Raw genomic sequence first — 3092 nt, 5'->3', positions numbered from 1 at the left:
CCCTCCCTGTGTAGACGGTGCCGTCGAGGCACACGCCGTCAAGGTGAGTGCGGCGAGCCATCCCACGAGCATGGGCACAGGGCGAGTCATGGAGATCCTCTTGTCAGCAGGGGTGGGGCTGCAAATGGAAGGGGCCCCTGGGACTTACCGCATCCCGTGGAAGTCCTCGACGCTCTTGAGGCCCGAGTTCACCCCGTGGCAGACGGCACAGGAGGCGCGGCCCGTCGCCGGCACACGGGACACCAGCGCGTAGCTCAGCTCGCCTTCGCTCCAGCTGATGACGTGCAGGCCCCGCAAGGTGCTGGTGGTGAACTTCATGTTCCGGAACAGCTCTGTCTGAGGCGCATTCGCCGGGCCGCCCGCGACGTGCCGGGGGGCAATCCCCAGGCTGACTTGCTCGCCGTTGCGCTGGAAGCTCACAACGGCGGCAGAGCCTCCCTCCAGCTGAACCAGCCGGCCGCCGTTGAAGACGAGCGTCGAGTCCTCCAGCTTCGGGAGCACGACGCGGAAGCCCACCCGCTCCGTGAGCCACCGGGAGAGCTCGTCTGCGTTGCCGGCCTCCACATCCAGCGGGAGGACGCCACCGGCCAGCCCCTCGTGCGCCCACGCCGAGGCATCCGCCAGCGAGGCCGCCTGCACCGGGGCAGGGCGCAGCGCGGTGAAGACGACGAGCGCGATGGCCGCGGCGACAGCCCCCGCGGCGATCAGCGGGGCGGCCCGCTGAGAGAACGAGCGCCGCCAGGCCAGCTTCCGGATCGACGCCTCGAGGGCGCCTGGAACTGGTGCCGGGACGTAGGCGGAGGACACCGTCCGCAGGAAGCCGCGCAGCTCGCGCGCCGACTTCGCGCAGTCCGAGCACTCGGCGAGGTGGCGCTCGAAGTCCTCAGACGAGAGCGGGGTGCGCTCGCCGTCGATCCAGGCCGAGAGCCAGGTCCGCACGCTGTCACAGGACACCGTCATTTCACTTCTCGCTTCTCTGCTGGGGCGTCCTCTCCGTGCAGCAGGGGCACCAGGAGCGCCTTCAGCGCCTCCCGCCCCCGGTAGAGGCGGGACATGACCGTTCCCACTGGGAGATTGAGCACTTGAGCGATCTCCTTGTACGACAACCCCTGGAGATCGCGAAGGACCACCGCCTCCCGGAGCTTCTGAGGGAGCAATTCTATCGCCGAGCTCAGCTGGGCGCTCGTGACGGCATGCCAGGACTCCTCGTCGGCAGGCGGAGCGGGTACATCCACGGACTCTTCATCCAGCACGGCCTCCGGATGGCGCCCCCGATCCCGGAGGCGCGTGCGGAAGAGGTTATGCAGGATCGTCAGCAGCCACGTCTTGAGCGAGGTGCCTGGCTCGAAGCGCTCGGCGGCATTCAGCGCCCGGACGTAGGTGTCGTGGGTGAGATCCTGCGCCTCGGCCGGGTCTCCGCAGAGACGCAAGGCCGTGTCATGGATCGCCGCGAGGTGGCCGAGCGCCTCGCCGTCGAACGCGGGATCCCTGGGGGGCTGTGGCCGTCGTCTCCACATGCTCGAGGTCTGCGCTGCCTCCTCAGTGCTTGCCGTACTCCAGCTTCACGCCCTTGCGCTGCGCGTAGATGTAGGCCTCCATTGCCTTCATCCGTGGGTCATCATCGGCCAGCGGCTTGCCGCGGGTCGGGTTCTCGATGCACCAGTTGATCATATCCCGGAGCAGCGCGACGCGGCCGAGCTGGACCTGGTACTTGGGATAGGTCTCCGGATGGGTGTTGGAGGCATCCGGGTGGCACATGTCGCAAGAGATGGCGACGGTGCCGCCCACCGCCTTCGCGTCGTGGAACACGCGGTGGCCCTCGCGCACGGCCTGCTCGGTGGACTCCTTCCAGATCGCCTCGTCGCGCTCGCTGAAGGCGCCGTAGGTGTGGCCGGCCTGGATGTTCGCACTGGCGCGGCGTGCGGCCTCGTCCGCACCGGAGGAGGCGGTCTCACCGGCCTTCTTCACCGGAGCACTGGCAGGGGCGGGCGGCTGGGGTGGGTTCGCCTGGGCCACGAGCTGCTGCTTGGGGGGCGGCGCGTCCCAGCGTGCGTCCGGGTTCTTCTTCCTCCAGGCCAGCAGGAGCTCATCCGAGATGGCCTGGGCCTTGTCGCGGGTGATGGTGGACGGGTCCTTGACGCCTTCCACTTCCAGCGTGGTCTCCCCGTCGCACATCGCGACGACGACGTCTCCGTCGCTCGACTTGGGGACGCGATGCTGGGGCAGCGGACTGGGAGTCTCCGCAAAGGCCGTCTGCCAGGTGGCGAGGCTGCCGAGTCCGAGCCCGAGTCCGAGCGCGGCGATGCCGAGTTTGTTTCGCACGTGCATGGTCGCTGGGTCCTAGTAGGGGGGGAGCTTGGCAGTGGGAGGCCGGTCCTGCTTGCCGCCGGTTGCCAGATAGGAGGACTTCACGGTGACCGGGTTGCGGTCCCACAGGTTGTAGAGCTTGTCGACGAGGCCGCTCTCGAGGACGTCTATGCGGCCGTCGCCGCAGCCGTCGAAGTTGCTGAAGGGATCCGGGCGATTCATCGGCACGGTGAGGGAGGGCAGGCCCTCGGGGGCATAGGGCCACGGCCAGGCCGTCGAGAGCAGCCCGTGGAACTGGATGTTGCCGATCTGGTTCGAGAGCACCTGGTGCGTGTGGCCGTGGATGACCGTGACGGCCTTGAAGGGCCTGAGCAGGGCCTGCACCTCGTCCGCGTCGTCCGTCCAGAAGTTCCAGGGCTTGTAGTACTTGTAGAGCGGCGAGTGGCTGAACACGACGAGGGGCGTGTTCTTGTTCAGCTTCTCCAGATCGCGCTTGAGCCACTCGCGGCCGGCGGGGCCGACCTCGAAGCGGGACTGGATGCCATTGTCCAGGCCGGCCACGGTCTGCATGCGCTCCATGGGCGTCATCTTGCGCTCGGTCCAGAAGTCCTTCTCGTTCACGCTCATCAGCGTGACGAAGTGGACTCCCTTGTGATCGAACGAGTATTGCGGCTCGCCGAACAGGCCGCGCCAGTGCTCGCCCATGTCGAGGAACCAGTCGTGCTCCCCGACCATCATCTTCACCGGCGCCTTCAGGCCCTTGAGGATCTCCTTGCCGAGATCGA

The 3092-nt window shown here is 67.8% G+C and carries 4 protein-coding genes; all 4 read right to left on the bottom strand.

Annotation, left to right across the window (positions count from 1 at the left end; all coding sequences use genetic code 11):
- Positions 1-144: 144 nt before the first annotated feature.
- A complete protein-coding gene (locus tag VD972_RS09330) occupies positions 145-960 on the bottom strand; it encodes an anti-sigma factor family protein (RefSeq protein WP_324984077.1) in 816 nt (271 codons plus the stop codon).
- On the bottom strand, positions 957-1517 hold the full coding sequence (locus tag VD972_RS09325) for a sigma-70 family RNA polymerase sigma factor (RefSeq protein WP_324984075.1): 561 nt from the start codon (positions 1515-1517) through the stop codon (positions 957-959). Before VD972_RS09325 ends, VD972_RS09330 begins: the two co-directional genes overlap by 4 nt.
- 22 nt (positions 1518-1539) lie before the next feature.
- Positions 1540-2328: a cytochrome C gene (locus tag VD972_RS09320; RefSeq protein WP_324984073.1), complete on the bottom strand. Its 789-nt coding sequence runs from the start codon at positions 2326-2328 to the stop codon at positions 1540-1542.
- 12 nt (positions 2329-2340) lie between these two features.
- Positions 2341-3092, bottom strand: a 752-nt coding sequence (locus VD972_RS09315) for a metallophosphoesterase family protein (protein ID WP_324984071.1), incomplete at its 5' end; no start/stop codon positions are given.

It is taken from the genome of Hyalangium sp. (assembly GCF_035629615.1).
Lineage (GTDB): Bacteria > Myxococcota > Myxococcia > Myxococcales > Myxococcaceae > Hyalangium.
Note: the sequence above shows the minus strand (reverse complement) of the source record. Positions and strands in the feature narration are given on the sequence as shown.